19 protein-coding genes are annotated in these 21970 nt (G+C 70.4%); 12 read left to right on the top strand and 7 right to left on the bottom strand.

Going from position 1 to position 21970, the window contains the following annotated elements:
- Positions 1 to 23: 23 nt before the first annotated feature.
- The 4 genes from NNI01S_RS19925 (at position 24) to NNI01S_RS19910 (ending at position 4870) form a co-directional block, all read left to right on the top strand.
- Positions 24 to 2282 carry a carbon starvation CstA family protein gene (locus NNI01S_RS19925; RefSeq protein WP_063021594.1) on the top strand — a complete coding sequence of 753 codons (2259 nt, stop codon included), beginning with the start codon at positions 24 to 26 and terminating at the stop codon, positions 2280 to 2282.
- A 53-nt stretch (positions 2283 to 2335) separates the two neighbouring features.
- On the top strand, positions 2336 to 2539 hold the full coding sequence (locus NNI01S_RS19920) for a YbdD/YjiX family protein (RefSeq protein ID WP_063021636.1): 204 nt from the start codon (positions 2336 to 2338) through the stop codon (positions 2537 to 2539).
- 163 nt (positions 2540 to 2702) lie between these two features.
- Positions 2703 to 4331, top strand: coding sequence for a DNA-3-methyladenine glycosylase 2 family protein (locus tag NNI01S_RS19915; RefSeq protein ID WP_157114868.1), 1629 nt, complete (start codon positions 2703 to 2705; stop codon positions 4329 to 4331).
- Positions 4328 to 4870 (top strand): methylated-DNA--[protein]-cysteine S-methyltransferase, encoded by a 543-nt coding sequence (locus NNI01S_RS19910; protein ID WP_084489029.1) that lies wholly within the window; start codon positions 4328 to 4330, stop codon positions 4868 to 4870. The genes NNI01S_RS19915 and NNI01S_RS19910 overlap by 4 nt, the downstream gene beginning before the upstream one ends.
- A 30-nt stretch (positions 4871 to 4900) precedes the next feature.
- Here the strand turns inward: NNI01S_RS19910 and NNI01S_RS19905 are convergent, their stop codons facing one another.
- Positions 4901 to 8089: an AAA family ATPase gene (locus tag NNI01S_RS19905; protein ID WP_063021593.1), complete on the bottom strand. Its 3189-nt coding sequence runs from the start codon at positions 8087 to 8089 to the stop codon at positions 4901 to 4903.
- 34 nt (positions 8090 to 8123) lie between these two features.
- Positions 8124 to 9293 (bottom strand): exonuclease SbcCD subunit D, encoded by a 1170-nt coding sequence (locus NNI01S_RS19900; RefSeq protein WP_063021592.1) that lies wholly within the window; start codon positions 9291 to 9293, stop codon positions 8124 to 8126.
- A 308-nt stretch (positions 9294 to 9601) separates the two neighbouring features.
- Here NNI01S_RS19900 and NNI01S_RS19895 point away from each other — a divergent pair, with 308 nt between their 5' ends.
- On the top strand, positions 9602 to 10747 hold the full coding sequence (locus NNI01S_RS19895) for a DNA recombination protein RmuC (RefSeq protein WP_063021591.1): 1146 nt from the start codon (positions 9602 to 9604) through the stop codon (positions 10745 to 10747).
- A 58-nt stretch (positions 10748 to 10805) separates the two neighbouring features.
- Entirely contained in the window at positions 10806 to 11675 is an 870-nt protein-coding gene (locus tag NNI01S_RS19890) for a Yip1 family protein (RefSeq protein WP_218019224.1), read from the top strand.
- Positions 11676 to 12060: 385 nt separating this feature from the next.
- Here NNI01S_RS19890 and NNI01S_RS19885 read toward each other — a convergent pair whose 3' ends face one another.
- Entirely contained in the window at positions 12061 to 13071 is a 1011-nt protein-coding gene (locus NNI01S_RS19885; protein WP_063021589.1) for a 4-hydroxy-3-methylbut-2-enyl diphosphate reductase, read from the bottom strand.
- 295 nt (positions 13072 to 13366) lie between these two features.
- Here NNI01S_RS19885 and NNI01S_RS19880 point away from each other — a divergent pair, with 295 nt between their 5' ends.
- From NNI01S_RS19880 to NNI01S_RS19865, 4 genes are read left to right on the top strand one after another with little or no spacing between them, the layout of a single operon-like run.
- Positions 13367 to 14032, top strand: a complete 666-nt coding sequence (locus NNI01S_RS19880) for a lipid droplet-associated protein (RefSeq protein WP_063021588.1) — start codon at positions 13367 to 13369, stop codon at positions 14030 to 14032.
- The gene (gene xseA / locus NNI01S_RS19875; protein ID WP_063021587.1) at positions 14029 to 15348 is read left to right on the top strand and encodes an exodeoxyribonuclease VII large subunit; all 1320 of its coding nucleotides are present in this window, start codon (positions 14029 to 14031) and stop codon (positions 15346 to 15348) included. Before NNI01S_RS19880 ends, xseA begins: the two co-directional genes overlap by 4 nt.
- Before the next feature lie 2 nt (positions 15349 to 15350).
- Positions 15351 to 15626, top strand: coding sequence for an exodeoxyribonuclease VII small subunit (locus NNI01S_RS19870; RefSeq protein ID WP_435825515.1), 276 nt, complete (start codon positions 15351 to 15353; stop codon positions 15624 to 15626).
- A gap of 1 nt (position 15627) precedes the next feature.
- Positions 15628 to 15972, top strand: a complete 345-nt coding sequence (locus NNI01S_RS19865; RefSeq protein WP_063021586.1) for a VOC family protein — start codon at positions 15628 to 15630, stop codon at positions 15970 to 15972.
- A 21-nt stretch (positions 15973 to 15993) separates the two neighbouring features.
- Here NNI01S_RS19865 and NNI01S_RS19860 read toward each other — a convergent pair whose 3' ends face one another.
- Together NNI01S_RS19860 and NNI01S_RS19855 are read right to left on the bottom strand one after the other, a co-directional pair.
- The gene (locus tag NNI01S_RS19860; protein ID WP_063021585.1) at positions 15994 to 16485 is read right to left on the bottom strand and encodes a GNAT family N-acetyltransferase; all 492 of its coding nucleotides are present in this window, start codon (positions 16483 to 16485) and stop codon (positions 15994 to 15996) included.
- Positions 16486 to 16683: 198 nt separating this feature from the next.
- The gene (locus NNI01S_RS19855; RefSeq protein ID WP_063021584.1) at positions 16684 to 17250 is read right to left on the bottom strand and encodes a DUF4245 domain-containing protein; all 567 of its coding nucleotides are present in this window, start codon (positions 17248 to 17250) and stop codon (positions 16684 to 16686) included.
- A gap of 129 nt (positions 17251 to 17379) precedes the next feature.
- On the opposite strand from NNI01S_RS19855, the gene glpX reads away from it, so the two are divergent.
- A complete protein-coding gene (gene glpX / locus NNI01S_RS19850) occupies positions 17380 to 18423 on the top strand; it encodes a class II fructose-bisphosphatase (protein WP_063021583.1) in 1044 nt (347 codons plus the stop codon).
- A gap of 366 nt (positions 18424 to 18789) precedes the next feature.
- Positions 18790 to 20193 (top strand): class II fumarate hydratase, encoded by a 1404-nt coding sequence (locus tag NNI01S_RS19845; protein ID WP_063021582.1) that lies wholly within the window; start codon positions 18790 to 18792, stop codon positions 20191 to 20193.
- 167 nt (positions 20194 to 20360) lie between these two features.
- Here the strand turns inward: NNI01S_RS19845 and NNI01S_RS19840 are convergent, their stop codons facing one another.
- Positions 20361 to 21218, bottom strand: a complete 858-nt coding sequence (locus tag NNI01S_RS19840; protein ID WP_063021581.1) for an acyl-ACP desaturase — start codon at positions 21216 to 21218, stop codon at positions 20361 to 20363.
- A gap of 99 nt (positions 21219 to 21317) precedes the next feature.
- Complete coding sequence (locus tag NNI01S_RS19835) at positions 21318 to 21923, bottom strand: LGFP repeat-containing protein (RefSeq protein WP_063021632.1); 606 nt, start codon at positions 21921 to 21923, stop codon at positions 21318 to 21320.
- Positions 21924 to 21970: the final 47 nt, after the last annotated feature.

Raw genomic sequence — 21970 nt, 5'->3', positions numbered from 1 at the left:
GCGTTTTACAGGAGAGAAGGCAGATGGCGACAATCGAATATCTGCGGACCGATCCCGATCTGCCGCCCGTCGGCGTGGTCGACAAGTCCCCGATCACACCGGCCAAGAAACTGATCTTCGCCGGAATCGCGGTCCTCGGAGCCATAGCGTGGACGGTGCTCGCCATCTCGCGCGGCGAATCCGTCAACGCGGTGTGGATCGTGATCGCAGCGGTGTGCACCTACGTCATCGCGTATCGGTTCTACGCCAGGTTCATCGAACGCAAGATCGTCAAACCGCGCGACGACCTGGCCACGCCCGCCGAAATCCTGGAGAACGGCAAGGACTACATGCCGATGGACCGGCGGGTGCTCTACGGGCACCATTTCGCCGCCATCGCGGGCGCCGGTCCACTGGTCGGACCGGTGCTGGCCGCGCAGATGGGTTACCTGCCGGGGACCATCTGGATCGTGGTCGGCGTGGCGCTGGCCGGCGCTGTGCAGGACTACCTGGTGCTGTGGGTCTCGATGAAGCGCCGCGGGCGCAGCCTCGGGCAGATGGCCCGCGACGAGCTCGGCGTGATCGGCGGCTGGTCGGCCATCGTCGGCGTCCTGGTGATCATGATGATCCTGCTCGCGGTGCTCGCGCTGGTGGTCGTCAACGCGCTCGCGCACAGCCCGTGGGGCGTTTTCTCGATCGGCATGACCATCCCGATCGCGCTGTTCATGGGTGTGTACCTGCGGTTCCTGCGGCCGGGCAAGGTCGGCGAGGTCTCCGTGATCGGATTCGCGCTACTGCTGCTGGCCATCGTGGGCGGCGGCTGGGTGTCGGAAACCGACTGGGGCGCAGACTGGTTCACGCTGTCGCCGGTGACCATCTCCTGGCTGCTGATCGCCTACGGCTTCGTCGCCTCGGTGCTTCCGGTGTGGCTGCTGCTGGCGCCGCGCGACTACCTGTCGACTTTCATGAAGGTCGGCACCATCGCGCTGCTCGCGGTCGGCATCCTGGTCACGCTGCCGGTGCTGCACGCACCCGCGGTCTCCTCGTTCGCCGCCAGCGGCACCGGACCGGCCTTCGCGGGCTCGCTGTTCCCGTTCCTGTTCATCACCATCGCCTGCGGCGCGCTGAGCGGTTTCCACGCGCTGGTCTCCTCCGGCACCACGCCGAAGCTGCTGGAGAAGGAATCGCACGCGCGGATGATCGGCTACGGCGGCATGCTGATGGAGTCGTTCGTCGCGGTCATGGCCATCATCACCGCCTCGATCATCGACCAGCACCTGTACTTCGCGATGAACGCGCCGGTCGGTCTCACCGGCGGCACCGCGGAGAAGGCCGCGGCCTACACCAACAGCCTCGGGCTCAGCGGGCCCGCGGTGACTCCGGCGGAGTTGAGCCAGGCGGCGAGCGATGTCGGCGAATCGTCGATCATCTCCCGCACCGGCGGCGCGCCGACGCTGGCGGTCGGCATCTCCGAGGTGTTCCACCAGTTCCTCGGCGGCGCGAGCATGAAGTCGTTCTGGTACCACTTCGCGATCATGTTCGAGGCGTTGTTCATCCTCACCACGATCGACGCGGGCACCCGCGTGGCGCGGTTCATGCTGTCGGACGCGCTGGGCAACTTCGGCGGCGGGGCGAAGAAGTTCCGTGATCCGTCCTGGCGGGTGGGCGCGTGGCTGTGCTCGGCCGTCGTGGTCGCGGCGTGGGGCTCGATCCTGCTGATGGGCGTCACCGACCCGCTGGGCGGCATCAACACGCTGTTCCCGCTGTTCGGTATCGCCAACCAGTTGCTCGCGGCCATCGCGCTGACCGTTGTGCTGGTGATCGTGGTGAAGAAGGGGCTCGCGAAATGGGCCTGGGTGCCGGGGATTCCGCTGGTCTGGGACCTGCTGGTGACCATGACCGCGTCGTGGCAGAAGATCTTCTCCGCCGATCCGAAGCTCGGCTACTGGAAGCAGCACAGCATCTGCCAAGCCGCGCAGGACGCCGGGAAGCTGTGCCTGACGGCGAAGACCCAGGACGACATGACCGCGATCGTGCGCAACACCTTCATCCAGGGCACGCTGTCGATCGTGTTCGCGGTGCTGGTGCTGATCGTGGCGGTGGTCGGCGCGGTGGTGGCCTACCGGGCCTGGCGCTCCGGCGCGGCGACGACCACCGAGACGCCGGAGCAGCCGTCGAAGATCTTCGCGCCCAGCGGATTCCTCGCCACCGCGGCGGAGAAGGAAGTGCAGAAGCAGTGGGACGAGTTGATCGCGAACGGAAAGGTGCGCGCTTCCGGCGCGGCACACGTCCACGCGCAATGAGCGACTTCCCGGCCCAGGACGCCGACCGGCCCGCGCGACCGGTCGGCGCCCGGCTGCGCGCCGCGGCCCGCGCCTGTGGCGACGGCGTCCGGGCGGGTGTCTGGTGGTTCGACTCGATCCTCGGCGGCCGGGATTACCAGCGCTACGTCGAGCACCTGCGGCGCAGGCATCCTGGCTGCGCCGTGCCGACCGAACGGGAGTACTGGCGGCAGCGGCATGCCGAGGCGGATCGCAATCCGACCAACCGGTGCTGCTGAGCGAGAGAAAATTCGGCCCGCGCCGCCGCACACCGTTTTGGTAGCGGCCACAACTGCCGACCAGGCGACAGCTGTGCGATGTCATGACCGCTGCGGGAGGTGGCGGCGACCACCGGCGAGGGTGGCTGATTTCCGCTAGCACGGGTTCGCCGCAGCTGCCATTGTGGTGAGCGTGACGATCACGGCATTGGATTTCGAACGTTGCTACCGGGCGGTGTCGACCCGGGACTCCCGATTCGACGGGCAATTCTTCACCGCGGTGCGCACCACCGGAATCTATTGCCGCCCTTCGTGTCCGGCGATCACGCCGAAGCGGGCCAACGTGACGTTCCTGCCGACCGCCGCCGCGGCGCAGCAAGCGGGCTATCGCGCCTGCCGCCGCTGCCTGCCGGACGCAGCGCCCGGTTCGCCGCTGTGGAACACGAGGGCGGATCTGGCCGCGCGGGCGATGCGGTTGATCGGTGACGGCGTCGTCGAGCGGGCCGGGGTACCCGGGCTGGCCGCCACGCTCGGCTACTCCCAGCGGCAGCTCACCCGGGTGCTGACCACCGAACTCGGTGCGGGGCCGCTCGCGCTGGCCCGGGCACACCGGGCGCACACCGCGCGGCTGCTGATCCAGACCACCGCGATGCCCATGTCCGATATCGCGTTCGCGGCGGGTTTCGCCTCCATCCGCCAGTTCAACGACACGGTGCGCGAGGTGTTCGCGGTCAGCCCCACCACGATGCGGCTGGAGGCGCAGCGCGCGAGAACCGCCGCTCCCGCCCGCCCGGCGCCGGCCGGGAGCGGCTCGCTCACGCTGCGGCTGCCCTATCGGGAGCCGCTCGACCGGGGCTGGCTGGAGTGGTTCCTGTCCGCGCACGCCGTGCCTGGCATGGAGTCCTGGGACAACCGCGCCTACACCAGGAATCTGCGCACGCCGCACGGGCACGCCACCGCCCGGCTGAGCTTCCAGCGCGACCACGTGCGGGCGGAACTGTCCCTGCACGACATGCGCGATCTCGCGCCGACCGTGACCAGGCTGCGGCACCTGCTGGATCTGGATGCCGATCCGGTCGGGATCGATGAAGCGCTCGGCGCCGGGCCCGCGGCGCGCGGTCCGGTCGGCACACGACTGCCGGAGCAGGCCGCCGAGTACCTTCCGGATGCCGGGGCGGGCTCGCCGCCCGGCAGCGAGACCTCGACCGAGCTGCCTCCGCTCGACGCGGGCCCGTCGTTCACACCGGGTATCCGGGTGCCCGGATGCTTGGACGGACCCGAACTATTGCTGCGCACCATGATCGGGCAGCAGATCTCGGTGTCCGCCGCGGCCACGCACACCGCGCGGCTGGTCGAGGCGCTCGGCGAACGGGTGGACGGGCCGATCCCGCTGCTGTTCCCCGCGCCCGAGGTGATCGCCGAGCGAGGAGCGGAGGTCTTGACCGGCCCGGCGCGGCGCATCCGGTCCATCATCGCGGCCGCCGAGGCACTCGCATCCGGCGACCTGCCGCTGCATCAGGGACGCACCGCCGCCGACCTGCGCCGCGACCTGCTCGCGCTGGACGGTGTCGGGCCGTGGACGGCCGACTACGTGACGATGCGCCTGCTCGCCGATCCGGACGTCCTGCTCGGCACCGACCTGGTCGTCCGTCGCGGCGCGAGCCTGCTCGGCGTCGATCTGACGGACACCGCACGCTGGGCGCCGTGGCGCTCGTACCTGTCCATGCATTTGTGGAAAGCGGCTCTTTCCAGCCGCGTCACACCCTCCGATGTCCCCGCGCTCGCCACCACGAAAGGCACTGACGAATCATGAACGCCGGCATCGCCGCCCGCACCGAGATCGGCGGCCGTTCCATCGGCACCGCGGATTTCGCCGTCACGCAGACCCCGCTCGGACCGTTCACCACGCTCGTCGACGCCGACGGCGCGGTACTCGCCTCCGGATGGACGTCCGACGCGGAGAACCTGCGCGGTCTGATCCACCCCGCGCTGCGCCCCGTCGGTTTACGGCAGCGGGATTCGCTGGGCGAGGTGACCGGCGCCGTCGCCGCCTACCACGAAGGCGATCTCACCGCGATCGACCCGATCCCGGTTCGCCAGCGATCCGGGGAATTCCTCGTGCACGCCTGGGAAGTACTCCGCGCCGTCCCGGCGGGTAGCCCGCTGACCTACACCGAGTTCGCCGCCCGCGCCGGTCGCCCGGACGCCACGCGTGCCGCGGCCAATGCCTGCGCCCGCAACGCCGCCGCCCTGTTCGTGCCTTGTCACCGGATCCTCCGCATCGGCGGCGCGCTCGGGGGCTTTCGCTGGGGGTTGCCGGTGAAACGGTGGCTGCTCGACCACGAGGGGTGAGCCCGGAGCCCGGCGGAAGCGATCCCGCCTTCAGGCGATGGTCGTCTGGAGGTGGGAGCCGTCGCGGCCGCGCAGGACGTGTAGGCGGCTGGGGATGCGCTGGCGCATCTCGTCCACGTGGCTGACCACGCCGACTACTCGGCCGCCGGCACGGAGTTCGTCCAGCACACCCATCACGGCGTCCAAGGTGTCGGCGTCCAGGCCGCCGAATCCCTCGTCGATGAACAGGGTGTCCAGCACCAGGCCCCCGGACTCGGCGGCGACGGTGTCGGCCAGGCCGAGCGCCAACGACAGTGAGGCCATGAAGGTTTCGCCGCCGGAGAGCGTCTTGGCCGGGCGGACGGCTCCGGTGTAGTCGTCCCGGATGTCCAAGCCGAGCCCGCCGCGGCGACCGCGCGGACCGGCCTTGTCCGAGTGGACGAACTCGTAGCGGCCGCCGGACATCCTGCGCAGCCGCAGCGATCCCGCCTGCGCGACTTCTTCCAGGCGGGCGGCCAGGACGTAGGAGTGCAGGGACATGCGGCGGTTGTTCACGCCGCGCCCGGCGACCACGTCGGCGAGGCCGTTCAGTTCCTCGAACGCTTGCTGGGCAGGGGCGATCCGGTCCACAGCGGCCCAGAGCTGGCCACCGAGCTCCTCGAGCCGGCTTGCCCGCCTGCTCGCCTCCGCGTGGGCGGCCACCGCCGCGTTGAGCGCCGCCTGCGCGGCCGCCACACGCGCGTCGAGTTCGACGGGATCGCCGGGCTCTTGCTCCGCCGCCGCACGGATTTCAGGCTCCGCCAGCACCGCTTCCGCCGCGGCGCGGGCACGGTCGGCGGCCACCAGTTCCGCTTCCGTCTCGGCCTGCTGCCGCGGGCTGCGTGACGCCGCCGTGACGACCTTCGCATAGGCGGTCAGGAGTGCGACATCGTCGCGACCCGCGACCCGAGCCTCGGTGTCGAGGCGCACCGGTTCGTCCGCGCCGAAGGTCGCGGATGGGGTGACTTGCTCTTCGCCGGATTCCTGGGCCGAACTCGCGCTGGGCGGGAATGTCCCACCTGAAGTGGCGGAAGCGGACGGCTGACCATTTTCTGGCACGAAACCCGCTGCGCGAGCGAGGCTTTCGACACGGTCGGCGATCATCGACACCTGCTCACGCGCCGCCACCGCTTCGGCACGGGCATCGCGCAGGGCGGTCGCCTCCGTGACGAGCGCGGCCAGCCGGGCCCGGCGGCGGTCAACGGTCTGGTCGGCGCCCGCCGCGGTGCGCAGCCGTTCGGTGAGCTCGGCCAGGCGAGCCTCGCCGGAGACGATGGTGGCGGCGACCGCGCTGCGGCGGGCTTCGGATGCGCGCAGTTCCTCGTGCAAGCGTGCCTCGTCCTCGCGCAAGCGGTCGAGTTCGGTTTCGAGTCCCTCGGCGTTGGCGGCCAGCTCCGAGGTGTCCTCGTAGCGGTCGGTCGCGGCGCGCAGAGCGGCGGCGAGTTCGACTCGGTCGGTGTCGCCGCCGCGAGCGACGAGCGCTTCGATCTCGCGCTCGAGCCCGGCGATGCGGGCCAGCGCGCGGTCGCGTGTGTCCTCCGCGGCGCGCTCGGCCGCGACCGCCGCTTCCTCCTCGTCCTTGGACACCGCCATGGCCGTCGGCCGGGCGGGCGCGGGATGCTCGGCGGAACCGCAGACCGCGCAGGGGCTTCCGTCGACCAGCTCGGCTGCCAGTTCGGCGGCCATCCCGCTCACTCTGCGCTCCCGCAGATCGAGGACGAGTTCCCTGGCGTCCAGGTGCGCGATGCGGGCGGCGTCGAACTCGACGCGGGCGTGGTCGAGCGCGGTGCGGCGTGCGGCCAGTTCGACCGCCGCCGTCGCGGCGGCCTGCAGCCGTTCGGTCTCGGCGGTGATGCCCGGCAAGGCCGCGACCGCTTCGGCAGCCTCGCGCAGCCTGGCCTCGGCCAGGCTGCGGGCCGCGGGCAGTTCGTCCCGCCGGGTGGCGAGTGCGGTGACGCGGCGGACCAGCGTCGCGTCCTCGGTGCGCAACGCGTCGATCTCCCCGCCGAGCCGGGTGGCGCTGGCGGCGACGGCTTGCACTTCGTCCAGCGCGCCGATCTGCGCGCTCCAGCGCTGAATCGCCGCGTCCAGGTCGGCGTCGTCGCGCACCTGCGCACCGGCGGAAGTCACCAGCTCGGCGCCGCCGAGTTCGACGCTCGCAGGCTCACGCAGCCGCGACGCGAGACGCTCTGCCGCCGTGAGCTTTTCGCTGTCACGCCGACGCCGGTTCTGCACCGCCGCACGCGCTTCGTCGATGGCGGCGGCGACCGGCTCGGCCCGGCGGGCGAGGTCGAGCTCGGCTTGCAGTGCGGCCCGCCGCTCGGCGCCCGCGGCGTAGTCGTCCAGCTGCGCGCGCGCCGCGCTCATGCGCCGACGCAGTTCGTGCAGGCGACGCTGCTGTTCGGCCTGGTCCCGGACGCGCGCCGTCTCGCGCTGGCAGCGCTCCAGTTCCGTGCCCGCGACGGCCAGATCGGTGCGAGCGGTGGCCAGCAGGTCCTGCGACCAGGCGACGCACTCCGTGGCGCCGACCGAATCCGGCACTCCGGCAGCCATGCCCACCTGGGTGATCAACCGCTTGATCCCGTCGGTACGAGCATCCAGATCCGCTTCGGCGGTCCGGCGTTTGTCGGCCAGCCACTGTTCCGCGGTGCCGAAACGCCTGGTGTCGAAGAGCTTTTCGAGCAACTTCTCGCGATCTTCGTTGTCCGCGCGCAGGAAGCGGGCGAAATCGCCCTGCGGCAGCAGCACCACCTGGAAGAACTGATCGGCGCTCATGCCGAGCAGGCGCAACACCTCCTCGCCGATGTCCGGTATCCGGGACAGGTTTTCGCCGCGGCCGTCCAGCCAGGCCAGCGTCGCCCTCGGGTTGATGGTGCGCATGCCCGTGCCGTCCCGCTTGAGACGCTGGAACTCGGGGCTGCGGGTCAGGCGCAGCCGCCGCCCGCCGAGGGTCGCCTCCAGCACCACCTGCGGCGGAGTGTGCTCGGGGGCGTGGTCGGAGTGCAGTCGCTTGCTCTCACCCCGCGCGCCAGGAACCCGGCCGTAGAGGGCGAACGCGATGGCGTCCAGCACCGTGGTCTTGCCCGCGCCGGTCTGTCCGTGCAGGAGGAACAATCCGTCGGCGCCGAGGGCGTCGAAATCGACGACCGTGGTGGCCGCGAACGGACCGAAAGCGGTCATCTCCAGCTTGTGCAGCCTCATGCCGCCGCGCCTACGCCCGGCCTCGGCAGCACGCTCATGCGGTCAGTTCCCCGGCGACCGCTGACACCTGCTCCGGCTCCGCGACCGCGGCCGAGAGCGCCCGCTCCAGCCAGGTCAGCTCGCTCGGGCTGGGTGCGCCGCGGACGTCGCTGAGGAAGCTGCGGGCTACTTCGATGTCGCGGCGGCCGTGCACCCGCTCACGGTAGCGCAGTTCCGGGCTCCCCTCGGGCCGTGCCCATTCGACGTGGACCGCATGGGGAAACCGCTCGCGCAGTTTGCGCATGGCGTCGACGGGGCGGGCGATATCGGTGAGCACGGCGGACACGTAATGTTCTTCGGCCGCGCCGTACTCCGCGCCACTCAGCAGCTCGTCGAGGGTGCCGGTCAGTTTGCTCAGGCCCCGGACCGTCGGCAGGTCCCGGCGCCGCACTTCCCGCAGGCCGGACGCGTCCAGGTCGACGATCCAGACGGCTTTACCATGCGCGTTCTCGCCGAACGAATACGGCAGCGGCGATCCCGAGTAGCGGACCTGCTCGGCGAGCACCTGCGGCGAATGCAGGTGGCCGAGCGCCACGTAGTCGATGCCGTCGAAGGCGGCCAGCGGAACCGTCTCCACGCCGCCGACCGAGATGGAGCGCTCCGACCCGGTGGCTTCCCCGCCGACCACGAAGGCGTGGGCCAGCACCACCGTTCGCACCCCCGGCCGCCGCGCGATGTCGGCACGCACCCGGGCCATGGCCGCGTCCAGGATCTCGGCATGCGACCGCGCCTGCGGCACTTCGAGTTCGGCGCGGGTGATCTCCGGTTCCAGGTACGGGATGCCGTAGAACGCGACCGGACCGTGCGCGTCCTCCAGCAGGACGGGACGATCGGCGTCGGCCACGGTGGTGCGCAGGTGCAGCCCGCCCGCCGCCGCGAAACTCGCACCCGCCCCCAGACGGGCGGGCGAATCGTGATTTCCCGAGGTGGCGACGATCTGGGCGCCCGCGGCACGGAGAGCCTCGAATCCCCGGTTACACACCGCGATCGCGTCGGCGCTGGGGATGGACCGGTCGTAGACGTCGCCCGGTAGCACCACCACATCGACCGACTCCTCGGCCACCAGCTCCGCGATCGCGGTCAGTGAACGAGCCTGGTCGGCAAGCAGATCGACCCCGTGGAACGTGCGCCCGATGTGCCAGTCCGAGGTGTGCAGCATCCGCATGCCGCGAAACCGTAGGGCAAGCCACCGACAGAGTTCAATCGACCCGCCCGCTGCGCCGGGTTCGCCCAGCCAGGGCCCGGCGTGTCCCTCCGAGGGGGCGCACGTGTTCCGGGCCGGCCGGCCGAACCTGTCGAAACATCGCACAACCGTTGACCTCTACGCGTCCTGACCGGGGAAAGCCCGGATGCCAGACGCCGGACAGGTATGCGAAATCCGCGGCGATCCGCTGGCAGAGCCGGTGTGCGGCGCGATGCCGGGCAGTTGCTCGGTGCTCGTTCTTGTCGGTGACGTACGGCACTATCTGCGCTATGACCGCACCGATGCTCGTCGCACTGACGCTGGTGTTCGCCGCCGGATGCGGCCTCGGCTGGCTGGGCCACGCGGCGCGCGCCGGGCAGCGCACCGCGGCGGCGGAGGCGCGGCTGGCGGCCGCCGCGGACAACGAACGGCTGCTGCGGCAATCGCTCACCGCGGCGAACGAAGATGCCGCGCGCAGGCATTCGCACGCCGTCGGCGCGATGGTGGAACCGCTGCGCGCGGCCGTCGGCGCGTTGAACGAACAGATCCAGCAGGTCGAGCGGCAGCGGCTCACCGCGTATTCCGGCCTGCGCGAACAGGTCGCGAACATGCAGCGCACCTCCCACCAGCTCACCGGGCAGACCGGCCAGCTGGTCGCGGCGCTGCGCGCGCCGCAGGTCCGGGGCCGGTGGGGCGAGATCCAACTGGAGCGAGTGGTCGAGCTGGCCGGGATGACCAGGCATTGCGATTTCCGGACCCAGGTGAGCCGCACCGGCCCCGGCGCGGACGACCGCACGGTCCGGCCGGATCTGGTGGTGCGGCTGGCGGGCGGACGGCACATCGTGGTGGACGCGAAGGTGCCGTTCGCCGCCTACCTGGACGCCTGCGGCGCCGACGACCCCGACGTGCGCGCCGAGCTGCTCACCCGGCACGCCAAACATCTGCGCGCGCACGTCGACCAGCTGTCCGACAAGGCATACTGGGCCGCCTTCGATCCCGCACCCGAGTTCGTGGTGCTGTTCGTGCCCGGCGACCCGTTCCTGGACGCCGCCGTGACCACCGACTCGGCGCTGCTCGAGTACGCGTTCGGCCGCAACGTGATCCTCGCTACGCCGACCACCCTCATCGCGTTGCTGCGCACCATCGCCTTCGGCTGGCGGCAGGAGGCGCTGTCCAGAGACATGGCCACCGTGCAGCGACTGGGCCGTGAGCTGTATCACCGGCTCGGGATGACGGGCAAGCATCTGGACCGGCTGGGCGCGCAACTCGGCAAGGCCGTCGAGGCGTTCAACTACACCGTGGCGTCGGTGGAATCACGGGTGCTGGTCACCGCGCGCAAATTGCACGATCTGGAGATAGCCGACCAGGAAGTGCCCGAGATCGGGCGGGTGGACTCGCGGCCACGCGCGGTGGGCTTCGCCGACGCGGGCGAGTAACCAGGACTATGGCCGTGCCGCCACGCCGCCGTGAACGGCGGCAACTAGTGTGCATATCGTGGCTGCTTCCGAACGTGTGCGATCCCGGGTGCCCGCGCCGCAACGCTCGATCCTGCCGTCGGTGCCGGGGATCCCGGTCGGCGCGGCGATCGGGATCGCGGTCGCCTGCACGTTCCTGGGATTTCTGATCGATGCCGTCGGCGGTGGTGGCGAGCTGACCGGCACGTTCGCCGCGCTGTACATCCTCGGCTGTGTGGTGGCCGTCGCCGCCGTCCGGTACCGCGGCTTGTTCAGCACGATGGTGCTGCCGCCACTGCTGCTCTTCGTCGCCGTGCCGCTGGCCTATCAGCAGCTCACCGGCCGCGGCTCGACGTCGCTGAAGGACATTCTGCTCAACCTGGCGATCCCGCTGGTGAACCGGTTCCCGACCATGATGCTCGCCACGATCGTCGTCCTGCTGATCGGTGGCGCCCGAATCTATCTGCACCGCCGCGAACAGGAAACCGACCAGCCGCGCACGCCACGCCGCGGCGAGAGCTGGGGCAAGTCGCCGGCGAAGAAGAGCAGGCCGGGCCGTTCGTCCCGCGGGGTCACCGACTCGGCGCGCCGCAAAGCCCGCCGCCCGAAGGACGAGCCCGACGAGCCCGAGTCGGCCGACTCGGACGAGCCCGCGCCGCGACCGGGTCGCCGACCCGCCGCGCAGGTCGCCGACACCCCGCCGCGCGTCGCACCTTCTCGTCCACGGGAAGGACGCGCTCCCGCCCGCGGCGCCACCCGCCCGGCGGCGGCCATGCCGCGCCCCGAAGGCGAACCACCGCGCGGCGGCGCGGGCCGTCGCCGCGACGTCCCGCCGCATCCCCAGCCCAATGTGCGGTACCGCGAACGCGAATCGGGCCGACCGGAACGGCGCAGGCCGGAAAATCTGTAGGCGCGTTCGCCAGTTCAGCGAAGTCGGCCTCCGCGCCGTCGGCCCGGCGCCGTGCCACAAACGCGCCGACCGACCGGCGACTATAGACAATCCGGCGCGAGGACCCCTGATATCGCGTGACTGGCCAACGGCGCGGAGGACCGGAGCACCCAGAGGTCGGGGGAATCAGCGCGCTGAGACGCGGATACGACTTCGAGCGACCCACCCGGCTCGACAACAGGCCCGCTCGGCTCCGACGACGAAGCGACCGGTGCGGCGATCACCCATCCGCGCATCGTCGCGGGCCGGGCGACCGGCTGGGTTGCGACCGCAGCGCGGCATCGGATCCGAAGAGAAGCCGATGAGCAGGTAACCGAAGCCCGCGCCACCGGTACGGGCCCCGGCGTCAGCGACGGGCGTCGCGCAGTTCGCGGGGAAGCGAGAAGACGAGGGTCTCGTTGGCCGTGGTGACCGGCTGGACGTCGCCGTAGCCGTGCTCGGCCAGCATGTCCAAGACGCCGCGAACCAGGATGTCGGGCACCGAGGCGCCCGAGGTGATGCCGATCGTGCCGACGCCATCGAGCCAGGCCGGGTCGACCTCGCGGGCGAAGTCCACCAGATACGCCGCCTTGGCGCCCGCGCCGAGCGCCACTTCCACCAGGCGCACCGAGTTCGACGAGTTGCGCGAGCCGACCACGATCACCAGGTCGCATTCCGGCGCCATCGCCTTGACCGCCACCTGGCGGTTCTGCGTGGCGTAGCAGATGTCGTCACTCGGCGGGTCCTGCAAGCCGGGGAAGCGCTCACGCAGCCGCTGCACGGTCTCCATCGTCTCGTCCACGCTCAGGGTGGTCTGCGAGAGCCAGATCACCTTCGACTCGTCGCGCACGCTGACCTTGTCCACCGCATCGGGCCCGTCGACCAGCTGGACGTGGTCCGGCGCCTCACCGGCGGTGCCCTCGACCTCCTCGTGGCCCTCGTGACCGATCAGCAGGATGTCGTAGTCGTCGCGAGCGAACCGCTTCGCCTCCTGGTGCACCTTGGTGACCAGTGGGCAGGTGGCGTCGATGGTGTGCAGATTGCGGGCGGCGGCCGTCGCGTGCACCGTGGGGGCAACGCCGTGCGCCGAGAACACCACGACCGCGCCCTCGGGGACCTGGTCGGTCTCGTCGACGAAGACCACGCCGCGTTCGCGCAGCGTCTCCACGACGTGCCGGTTGTGCACGATCTCCTTGCGCACATAGATGGGCGCTCCATGCTTCTCCAGCGCCTTCTCGACGGTTTCCACCGCACGGTCCACGCCGGCGCAGTATCCGCGCGGCTCCGCGAGCAGCACGCGTTTTCCGCCCTCGGCGACGGCGTTTCCGGCGCCTGCCGAGCGGGCGATTCCGACGTTCAAGGGAATGGCCGAAGACATGCCCACAGGATACGTGCGGACCGGGATCACGCCACGTCCGGGAGTTGCCCGTCACATCCACGCGGGAACCGCCGCGTACGGCCGCGAACTGGGGCGGAAAGCCTGGGCCGGCCGGGTGGTCTACCGGGCCGCGGCGCATGTCACGGACACTCCCCGCCGGGACCTGGGTTTATTCTCCGCGTTATGAGCACAGTGCCGTGCAATTCCCGCCGAACGGCCGCGCGGCAACCGGCGAATATCCGAACCGCGCGCACGGCTTCTTTGCATGACACACCATTTCGGGCAGGCTAGGACCATGTTTCGACCACCCTTTCTGGCCCGGGTCGCCGCCGGAGCCGCCGTATACGCCCTCGAGGAATCGCGCCGCCTACCCACGGCGGCAATGAATTTCCCGATCACGGCCATCAGTCAGGTGCTGCAGACGACGATGCACGTCCAGCAGTTCGTGACGAGTCTGGCGCTGAAGGGCGACGCGGTCTTCGACCGCTTGTCCAACCGCCCGGTCGAACAGCCGGAGTGGGCCACATTCGACGAGGACATCGCCGACGACCCGAGCCCCACCACGCTCCGCGCCAGTCGGTTCGATCTCTACACCGCCGACGATCCCGAACCGTTCCGCGCGCCGGACTCCCCCGCCGACGACACCCGCACCGGTTCGACCAACGGCCACGTCGCCTCGGTGACGACGATCGCCGAGCCGCCGGCCGAGGAGCCCGACCCGGAACCGGCCGACCCGGACACCGACCCCGACCCTGTCGCGGAGGCCCCCGCCATCGCCGAGCCGGAAGTCGCCGTCCGCTACGACTACGCCAACATGACCCTGGCTCAGCTGCGCGCCCGGCTGCGCCTGCTGACGATCGACGACCTCACCGCGCTGCTGGAGTACGAGCAGCACACCCGCGCCAGGGCGCCGTTCGTGACCATGCTCACGAACCGGATCGCCACTGTGCGGGCCCAGTGACCGAACCCCGGACCCCCTCCCCGACGGCGGCTGGCCGGGAGACCTCCGGCCAACCCGCCGCACCGGCCAACTCCGCCGAGCACCCGTGGCCGGTGCGCTCGGTGTCCATCAAGGTCGCCCAGTGGATCGACCGGCTCGGCAGCATCTGGGTGGAGGGCCAGATCACGCAGATCAACCTCCGTCCGGGCACCCGCACCGCGTTTCTGGTGCTGCGCGACCCATCCGCCGACATGTCGCTGTCGGTGACCTGCGACCCGGACCTCATCCGCAATTCCCCCGTTCCCCTGCAAGAGGGCAGCCGGGTGGTCGTCTACGGCAAACTCTCCTTCTTCACCGGGCGCGGCACGATCTCGTTGCGCGTCTTGGAGATCCGGCCCGTCGGCATCGGCGAGCTGCTGGCGCGCATCGAACGGCTGAAGGCGCTGCTGGCCGCCGAGGGCCTGTTCGATCCCCGGCTCAAGCGCCCGATCCCGTTCCTGCCCGGAACCATCGGCCTGATCACCGGACGTGCGAGCGCCGCCGAGCGCGACGTGCTGAGCGTCGCCAGGAATCGTTGGCCCGCAGTGCGTTTCGAAATTCGCAACACAGCCGTGCAAGGACCGGCCGCGGTATCGCAGATGCTCACGGCGCTGGCCGAATTGGATCGGCATCCGGCCGTCGAGGTGATCGTGCTCGCGCGCGGCGGCGGCAGTGTGGAAGACCTGCTGCCGTTCTCCGACGAGGCGCTGTGCCGCGCCATCGTGGCCGCCACCACGCCGATCGTCAGCGCGATCGGCCACGAGCCGGACAACCCGCTCAGCGATTTCGTCGCCGACCTGCGCGCGGCCACCCCGACCGACGCCGCCAAGCGGATCGTCCCGGACGCCGCCGCCGAACTGGCCTGCATCCGTGAGCTGCGCGAACGCACCGCCGCCGCGCTGCGCGGGTGGGTCGACCGGGAGACCCGGGCGCTCACCCAGCTGCGCTCGCGGCCCGTGCTGGCCGACCCGCTGCGTGAGATCGATCGCCGTCAGGAGGACATCGATCACCTGCGCACGGCCGCGCACCGCTCCACCGAGCAGCTGATCCGCACCGAAGCCACCGCCGCACGGCACCTGCGCGAGAAACTCACCGCCGTTGGCCCCGCCGCCACGCTCGCCCGTGGCTACGCTGTCGTACAGCGCGTCACCGGCCGGGAGCGGGAGGTGGTGCGCTCGATCGAGGACGCGCCCGCGGGCAGCCAACTGCGCATCCGGGTCGCCGACGGAGCCGTCACCGCCGCCGCGCTCGGCACCCAGGCGCTCGGCGCGCGGAACACCGACACAGGGAGGAACTGATCTTGGCCGAGTCCGGCAAGTCCACGGACAAGAACGGGACGGGAGCCGATCCGGCCGACGACGCGGCCGAGATCGCCGGTTTCGGCTACGAACGCGCGCGCGACGAACTGGTCAACGTGGTCAAGATGCTCGAGCAAGGCGGCCTCGACCTGGACGAATCGCTGGCCCTGTGGGAGCGCGGCGAGGCGCTGGCCAATCGCTGCGAAGAGCACCTGGCGGGTGCGCGCAAACGCGTCGAGGACGCGTTGCACCGCACCGACCTGGAACGGCGGGAATGAAATGACGATCCGGCGCGCCACGCCCGACATCCGCACCACCGACCTGCCCGCTGCCCGCGAGTTCTACCGGCTGCTCGGCTTCGAGGAGGCGATGGACCTGGGCTGGGTCGTGACGATGGCCTCGCCGTCCAACCCGAGCGCCCAGGTCCTGCTCGTCGGCCCCGACGCCGGACAACTCCAGCCGGACATCAGCGTGGAGGTGGACGACGTCGACGCCGTGCACGCGGCGGTAACCGCCGCCGGGGCCGAGATCGTCTACCCCTTGCGCGACGAACCGTGGGGCGTGCGCCGCTTCTTCGTGCGCGACCCGAGCGGGACCGTCGTCAATGTGGTGAGCCACCGCTGACGACGGTCCCCGGGAGCGCCGTCAGCGCGATGTGACGCGGAAGCGCGCGATGCCGTCCGCGCTGCTCACCTGCTCGAATCCAGCTTTTTCCAGCACACGTACCGAGGGCGGATTGGACAGTTCCACCTCGGCGCGAACCACGCGTACGCCGGGCGCGGTGAACGCGTGCGCCGTCAACGCGACGGTGGCCTCGGTGGCGTAGCCGCGGCCGCGACGCGAGGCGACGATGCCGTAGCCGATCTCCAGTTCACCGTCGGCGGGCGGCCAGAACAGCCCGATCGATCCGACGACGAGCCGACTGTCACGCTCCACGACGAGCCGGTGCCCGTACGGCCCGAGCCAGTGCGGACGCGCGGGGAGCAGACCGGCGATGACGCGATCACCCTCGGCGGGGAAATCCGCCGCCCACGCGGCGTGCCGCCCCTCGTCGAGCACGGCGGCGGCCGCGGCGGCGGTCCAGGACCGCAGGATCAATCGGTCGGTGAGCAGATCGGAGGAAAGGGAAACAGACACGTGACACTCCTGGTCAACGAGAAGAAGACCGGTTCGCGTCGACGCGTCTGCGGAAGTATCAGTGGCGCGCGAACCGGTTGAGGGCATGCGGAATACAGCCGGCGACAGCCATATTCATCGACCTCCGAGATCCGGTTCGGCACGTGTCTCGTACCGCGGCAAACCTAACGGTCGCGCGCGGCCGGACGCAAGCGTGGTTCAGGGCTTCAGTGGCTGGGCGGCGGCGATCGCCTGCGCGAGCGTGGTGAACGCCGCTTGGTTGCCCGCGCCGGTGATCAGCACGCGGGACTGGCCGAGATCGGTGATCCAGGCGGTCTCCGAGCCCTGCTCGGCGTAGACGACCCACTTCTGCGCGCCGACCTGCTCGGTACCGCCGGCGTACCGGGAGCCGAGCACGAAACGGCCCAGCGCTTCCTCGGTCGCGCTGCTCTGGCTGAACCGCATGTAGGTGCCCTGCGGCGTGATGTAACCGACCGTGCTGACCGGTCCGCCGCCGGTGCCGCCGATGGACTCGCGACTACCCGAATTCGGCGTCCAGTCCGCGGGCAGATCCGGGTTGCGGATCGGGAACGGCAGGGAACGAGCGTCGGCGGTGAGCGCCGCCCGCGCGTCGAAGTGCGGGATCTGACCCTGCGTCGGACCGTTCGCGGCGAAACTACACTGGCTGGCCAGCCCCGCGAACACCAGCGCGATCAGGACCAACGGGATCAGCGACCAGAACAGATCCCGGTAGTCGTTCAGGATGCGCGGCTTTTGATACGACACGCTCCCAGTATCCACTCGCGCGGCGGCACCGCCCCGCGCACCCCGACACCTCGAGCAGGGGTGTACGGCCGTGCCACATCGAATGAGACAATTGACCGGTACGTACCGACGCACAGGAGGCACCCCGCAATGACGGCAACTTCTCCCACACCTAGCCGCCGCGAGGCGCCCGACCGCAACCTCGCACTCGAGCTGGTCCGCGTGACCGAGGCCGGGGCGATGGCCGCGGGCCGGTGGGTCGGACGCGGCGACAAGGAGGGGGGCGACGGCGCCGCCGTCGACGCCATGCGGCAGCTGGTCAGCTCGGTGTCCATGCGCGGCATCGTCGTGATCGGCGAGGGCGAGAAGGACGAGGCGCCCATGCTGTACAACGGCGAGGCCGTCGGCGACGGAACCGGGCCCGAAGTGGACTTCGCGGTGGATCCGATCGACGGCACCACGCTGATGTCCAAGGGCGTGCCCGGGGCGATCTCGGTGCTCGCGGTCGCCGAGCGCGGCGCCATGTTCGACCCCTCCGCGGTGTTCTACATGCACAAGATCGCCGTCGGCCCCGACGCGGCCCACGTGATCGATATCTCCGCCCCGATCGGCGAGAACATCAGCCGGGTCGCCAAGGCGAAGAACTCCGCGAAGTCCGACCTGACCGTCTGCATCCTGGACCGTCCCCGGCACGCCGAGCTGATCCAGCAGGTGCGCGACGCGGGCGCCCGCATCCGCCTGATCTCCGACGGCGACGTCGCGGGCGCGATCGCGGCGGCCCGTCCCGACTCCGGCACCGACATCCTGGTCGGCATCGGCGGCACCCCCGAGGGCATCATCGCCGCCGCCGCGATGCGCTGTATGGGCGGTGAGCTGCAGGGCATGCTCGCGCCGAAGGACGACGAGGAGCGGCAGAAGGCCATCGACGCGGGCCACGACCTCGACCGCGTGCTGACCACCGAGGACCTCGTCTCCGGCGAGAACGTCTTCTTCTGCGCCACCGGGGTGACCGACGGCGACCTGCTGCGCGGCGTGCGCTACTACGGCGGCGGCGCGTCCACCCAGTCGATCGTCATGCGCTCGAAGTCCGGCACGGTCCGCATGATCGACGCCTACCACCGCCTGACCAAGCTGCGCGAATACTCCTCGGTCGATTTCATCGGCGACGAACACGCGGTCCCGCCGCTGCCGTAATCTTGCAGCGCCTTCGGCGCTGGTGTTCGCTGCCCCTTCATGGCTCGCGTTTGCGCGGCCACCGCTGGCGACTTCTCGCGGACGCGGTGGCCGCGCAAACGCGAGCCGGGCCGCGACCGGCGCATGCTCGGTCTCGCTTCGCTCGAGACCGAGAGCTGGGGTCGGTGGTACCGCAGGGGAAATAGCGATCAGATGGCGAGCGGTAGGTGTACCCGCGCTTGTTCGTGGCGCGAGCGCAGCTTCGGGCCATGGGGCGCGGGCGCTCGAGCCAACGGTTCGTATTCCCGGCGAAGGCCGGCCGAGGTGTGCGAATGACCTCAGGCGTGGCTGCCCCATGGGAGGCGGCTGCGGCATAGGGTCGGGATCATGAGCGAGGAGACGCAGTACCGCATCGAGCACGACACCATGGGCGAAGTCCGTGTTCCGGTGGACGCTTTGTGGCGGGCGCAGACCCAGCGGGCCGTGGAGAACTTCCCGATCAGCGGACGCGGCTTGGAACGGGCGCAGATTCGCGCGCTCGGCCTGCTGAAGGCCGCGTGCGCCACGGTGAACCGCGATCTGGGTCTGCTCGATCCCGCGAAGGCCGATGCCGTCATCGCGGCGGCGAACGAGATCGCCGAGGGCAGGCACGACGACCAGTTCCCGATCGACGTCTTCCAAACCGGTTCCGGCACCAGCTCGAACATGAACGCCAACGAGGTGATCGCCTCGCTGGCCAAGGCGAAGGGCGTCACCGTCCATCCGAACGACGACGTGAACATGTCCCAGTCGTCCAACGACACCTTCCCCACCGCAACGCATCTCGCCGCCACCGAAGCGGTCATCACAGATCTGGTTCCCGCGCTGGAGCATCTGCGACTGGCGCTGCTGGACAAGTCGGCGGAATGGCGGACCGTGGTGAAGTCCGGCCGCACCCACCTGATGGACGCCGTCCCGGTGACGCTCGGCCAGGAATTCGGCGGCTACACCCGCCAGGTCGCCGCGGGCATCGACCGCATCATGGCGACGCTGCCCCGGCTGGGTGAACTGCCGATCGGCGGAACGGCGGTCGGCACCGGCCTGAACGCGCCGGAGGGCTTCGGCGCGAAGGTCGTCGCGGAACTGGTTCGCGCCACCGGCATCGACGCGCTGCGCGAGGCCGAGGATCACTTCGAGGCGCAGGCCGCGCGGGACGGCCTGGTCGAGGCGTCCGGCGCGCTCCGCACGATCGCGGTGAGCCTGACCAAGATCGCCAACGACATCCGCTGGATGGGCTCGGGCCCGCTCACCGGTCTGGCCGAGATCCAGCTGCCGGATCTGCAGCCGGGCAGCTCGATCATGCCCGGCAAAGTGAACCCGGTGCTCCCCGAGGCGGTGACCCAGGTCGGCGCGCAGGTGATCGGCAACGACGCCGCGGTCGCCTTCGCGGGCGCGAACGGCGCGTTCGAACTGAACGTGTACATCCCGGTGATGGCGCGCAACCTGCTGGAGTCGATTCGCCTGCTGGCCAACGTCTCCCGCCTGTTCGCCGACAAGTGCGTGCGCGGCCTGATCGCCAATGTCGAGCATCTGCGCACGCTCGCCGAGTCCTCCCCGTCGATCGTGACGCCGCTGAACTCGGCGATCGGCTACGAGGAGGCGGCCGCCGTGGCGAAGGAGGCGCTGAAGGAGAAGAAGACCATCCGCCAGACCGTCATCGACCGCGGGCTGCTGGGCGAGAAACTGACCGAGGAGGAACTCGACCGCCGCCTCGACGTCCTGGCCATGGCGAAGGTGGAAGACCAGCACTGACGAGGCCGCACGCCCGGTCGATCACCACGAACGACGAGCGTCATCGGCCGCCGGGAAGCCGGGCCGAAACGAACGCCACCTCGGCTACCGAGGTGGCGTTCGTTTCCAATATTGCGATCTCGGACCGGGCGGCCTGCCCGCGCAACGCGGCGGAACCTATGGGCAGGTCAGCCGCGCAGGTGCGCGAGTTCGTCGCGCGCCGCCTCCCCCTCCGGACCGAAATCGGTCCGGGTGAAGACGTTCCACCGCCGCAGCAAGGGGGCGAAGACCAGTTCCCCCTCCTTGGCACGGTCGTAGATGCCCGCCTCGGCGAGCACCGCGTCGCTGCTGCGGCCGTCCGGCAGCGCCACCGTGGGGACCTCGAAGCCGGCGACCCGGTCGGCGATGGCCCGCATGGTCTGGTCGGGCACCAGATCGAGCGCGGCGGCGATCAGGTCGGCGAAGAACACCGACTGCAGTTCGTCGTCCAGCGCGATCCGCTCGGCGATGGCGGTGACCAGGGGATTCTCACCGAGCGCGGCGGTGTTGCGATGCCGCACGGCGCTGGCGGCCTCCTCGAACGCGCAGTTGGCCAGCACGTCGAGCAGGTGCATCGCCGGGCGGCGGAAGCCCTTGGTCATGTGCTCCATACGCAACCGCTCCAGCTCCACCGGGTCGACGGCCCTGGTGACCATGAGGTAGTTGCGAATGGTGATCTCGTGGCGGTTCTCCTCGGCCGTCCAGCGGCCGACCCAGCGCCACCACGCACCGGTGCGCAGGTATTTGCCGATCTCGCGGTGATACGAGGGCAGGTTGTCGGCGATCAGCACCGAGACGGTCAACGCCAGTTTGGCGGTTTCGCCGAGCTCGGACTGCTCCGGCGTCCAGTCGCTACCGCCGAGGAAGGCGAAGTTGCGCCCGTCGTCCCACGGCACCAAGTCGTGAGGCTGCCACCCGTCGGCGACATCGACATGCTTACGCAGCAGCAGTTCTACGTCCACCGCGAGCGATTCGAGCAATTCGCGATCGGTCAGGAGAGTTTGCACCGAGACAACCTAGCGGCTTGGCCCGCGGAGCGGGAACGGATGGATGGGATTCACAGGCAACCGGGACCGCACCGCGACCCCGGACGCCGCATACCCAGATTACGACTTCGGCGTGACGGTGATCGTACCGTCCACCCAGGTGATGGTGCCGCCGGTGAAATCGCTCTGCTTACCGCCGGGGATGTCCTTCTCGTCGCTGACCGGGTAACCGAGCTTTCCCTGTGCGCCGCCGTTGTCTTCCCATGCCTTGCGGATCTCGCCCCAGACGACGTACGGCTCGCCGTCCTTGGCCTCGTAGATCGTGCCGCCCGCGAAGTCCTGGTATTCCCCGTCGTCGGGACCCTTCTCCTCTGCTTCCAGCGGGAGGCCGAGCGTGCCGGTCGGGCCACCGAGCTGCGTGTACTTCTCGTAGATGTCGCCGTCGACGCTGATCTCGCCGTTCGGCGTGGCGATCTTGGTGCCCTCGGCGCTCGCCCCAGTGGTGGCCGTGGCCCCCGTGGTGCCCGTCGGCTCCTCCCCGGTGCGGGTGGGGCTCCCGGTGGCGCTGCCGGGGCTGACCATCGAGGTGACCATGCCGGTCATACTGGCCATGCCGGTCTTGGCGCTGTCGCCGGTGTCGTCATCGTCGCCGCAGCCTGCCAGGACCAGCCCTGCCGCGGCGAGCACCGCGGTGAATCCAGCCGTTCGTCGAGCGAAGTGGTGCATGTCCATCCTCTCGCTGTGGGCTACCGGCACACCACGGACTCCGTGAC

Origin of the sequence: Nocardia niwae NBRC 108934 = DSM 45340, from assembly GCF_001613465.1 — a bacterium.
Taxonomy (GTDB): Bacteria; Actinomycetota; Actinomycetes; order Mycobacteriales; family Mycobacteriaceae; genus Nocardia; species Nocardia niwae.
This window is presented reverse-complemented; position numbering and strand designations above follow the sequence as displayed.

Bases quoted from the DNA above. Each gene is read 5' to 3' on its own strand.
- NNI01S_RS19905 (WP_063021593.1), bottom strand. From the start codon at position 8,089: ATGAGGCTGCACAAGCTGGAGATGACCGCTTTCGGTCCGTTCGCGGCC.
- NNI01S_RS19910 (WP_084489029.1), top strand. From the start codon at position 4,328: ATGAACGCCGGCATCGCCGCCCGCACCGAGATCGGCGGCCGTTCCATC.
- NNI01S_RS19865 (WP_063021586.1), top strand. From the start codon at position 15,628: ATGACGATCCGGCGCGCCACGCCCGACATCCGCACCACCGACCTGCCC.
- NNI01S_RS19835 (WP_063021632.1), bottom strand. From the start codon at position 21,923: ATGCACCACTTCGCTCGACGAACGGCTGGATTCACCGCGGTGCTCGCC.
- NNI01S_RS19845 (WP_063021582.1), top strand. From the start codon at position 18,790: ATGAGCGAGGAGACGCAGTACCGCATCGAGCACGACACCATGGGCGAA.
- glpX (WP_063021583.1), top strand. From the start codon at position 17,380: ATGACGGCAACTTCTCCCACACCTAGCCGCCGCGAGGCGCCCGACCGC.
- NNI01S_RS19885 (WP_063021589.1), bottom strand. From the start codon at position 13,071: ATGTCTTCGGCCATTCCCTTGAACGTCGGAATCGCCCGCTCGGCAGGC.
- NNI01S_RS19925 (WP_063021594.1), top strand. From the start codon at position 24: ATGGCGACAATCGAATATCTGCGGACCGATCCCGATCTGCCGCCCGTC.
- NNI01S_RS19895 (WP_063021591.1), top strand. From the start codon at position 9,602: ATGACCGCACCGATGCTCGTCGCACTGACGCTGGTGTTCGCCGCCGGA.
- NNI01S_RS19880 (WP_063021588.1), top strand. From the start codon at position 13,367: ATGTTTCGACCACCCTTTCTGGCCCGGGTCGCCGCCGGAGCCGCCGTA.
- NNI01S_RS19900 (WP_063021592.1), bottom strand. From the start codon at position 9,293: ATGCGGATGCTGCACACCTCGGACTGGCACATCGGGCGCACGTTCCAC.